Raw genomic sequence first — 1,836 nt, forward strand, 5'->3', positions numbered from 1 at the left:
GCACAGGAGACGGGCTTACCGGCGATCAGGCGAACGAGCGACTGACGCGCAAGCGTGCCGCAGGGATAGTCGGCGCCATTCCTGCGGCAGGTCTGCGTATATTCCGGAGCATCGATGCCTCGCATACGGATACGCTCAGTGCCAAGCGTGATCGAATCGCCGTCGTTGATGATTGCCACGCCTTGCGTCTTGCGGGTTTCAACCCGGTCGAGGCGGGCCGCCAGCAGGATCAGCAGCCCGAGAATGATTGATGTAAGCCCGTAATCCACCAGCCGGCGCCACAGGCTTCTGGGTGGCGCAACGTATCGCCGGCGCGGCCTCGGCGACCAGGATCGGCTCATATGGCAAACGGTTGGTTAATCATTCGAACGTAGCTTAACACTTGGAAACCGCTGCTCGCATAAATTGAAGTTTTGATGCCCTTGCAACGCTCGAACACAGCGGACAAGTTCATTGTGGACCGCAGGAAACCTCATCGCAACAGCGATGTGGCGCGCGCGGTGCGCAAGACGCGTGACCGTCTTTCGCAGCAGGCCGGCAATCCCGATTTCGATCGCGAACTGCTGAAGCTCCACGCCCGCGCAATGACAAGCGGCGCCATCGCCATCCCGCTTCTCATCCTGGCGATCGCGGCTGCCGGCCGGCTGGCCGGCGTCGGCAACGAAATCGGGCTCTGGGCGCTGTTCACACTGACCTGCTACACCATCGTCGCCTTCATGGCGCGGCGTATTGAACGTACGGAAGCTTCCGACCTCAACCCTTTGCAAACACGAAGAGAATTCCTGATCTGCCATTTCCTTTGCGGTCTCGGCTGGGGCTGGTTCGTCTGGCTTGGCTGCGGCGCCTGCCAGGTCGACCAGTTCCAGTTGGTCAAAGCCGTGGTGCTGCTGTTCGCCATGGCGGCGACCGCGGTGATGACCTCATCCCTGGGCGGGGCGCTGTTGGCGACGTTTGCCGTTCCCGTGGCGCTCTACGCCTATGCCGGCTTCAAGCTATGGATGCCGGTTGAGGCGATCATGGCCGGACTGCTGGTCGTGTCGCTGCCCTTCTTTGCCTATGTGGCCCGTCACCTCAACCGCTCGTCCCTGATGGTGTTGTCGTTCCGCTCCGAAAAGGATGCGCTGATCGCCGAACTGGAGACGGCGAAATCGATGTCGGACGAGGCGCGGCGGCGGGCCGAAGATGCCAATCTGGCGAAATCGCGGTTCCTCGCTTCGATGAGCCACGAACTGCGCACGCCGCTCAATGCCATTCTCGGCTTTTCCGAGGTGATGTCGAACGAGGTGCTGGGACCGATGAGTAATCCCACCTATCGCGACTACGCCCACGACGTGCACGAATCCGGCCAGCATCTGCTCGACCTGATCAATGAGATTCTCGACCTGTCGCGCATCGAGGCCGGTCGGTACCAGCTCAATGAAGAGCCGGTGATGCTGCTGAACATCGTCGAGGATTGCTGTCACATGATGGAACTGAGGGCGCGCAACAAGGATATCCGCGTCGTCCAGGATTTCGAGCATCAGTTGCCACGCCTGTTCGCCGACGAGCGGGCGGTGCGGCAGATCACGCTCAACCTTCTGTCGAATGCGATAAAATTCACCGCCACCGGCGGCGAAATCCGCGTCCGCGTCGGCTGGACGGCGGGCGGCGGGCAATACATGTCGGTCAAGGACAATGGCCCGGGCATACCGGAAGACGAGATCCCTGTGGTGCTCTCAGCCTTCGGCCAGGGTTCGATCGCCATCAAGAGCGCCGAGCAAGGCACCGGGCTTGGCCTGCCGATCGTGCAGGGCCTGCTTGCCATGCATGGCGGCGAGTTCGAACTTCATTCCAAGC

Annotated in this window: 2 protein-coding genes; one reads left to right on the plus strand and one right to left on the minus strand. The window is 61.4% G+C overall.

The window, feature by feature from the left end; genetic code table 11:
- Window positions 1-341 (minus strand): thermonuclease family protein (locus EN935_RS34055; protein WP_164771610.1); only part of this gene is annotated, 341 nt, incomplete at its 3' end.
- A gap of 75 nt (window positions 342-416) precedes the next feature.
- Here EN935_RS34055 and EN935_RS34060 point away from each other — a divergent pair.
- The coding region (locus EN935_RS34060; RefSeq protein WP_127374128.1) for an ATP-binding protein at window positions 417-1,836 on the plus strand (1,420 nt) is incomplete at its 3' end.

Origin of the sequence: Mesorhizobium sp. M7D.F.Ca.US.004.03.1.1 (assembly GCF_003998635.1) — a bacterium.
GTDB lineage: Bacteria > Pseudomonadota > Alphaproteobacteria > Rhizobiales > Rhizobiaceae > Mesorhizobium > Mesorhizobium loti.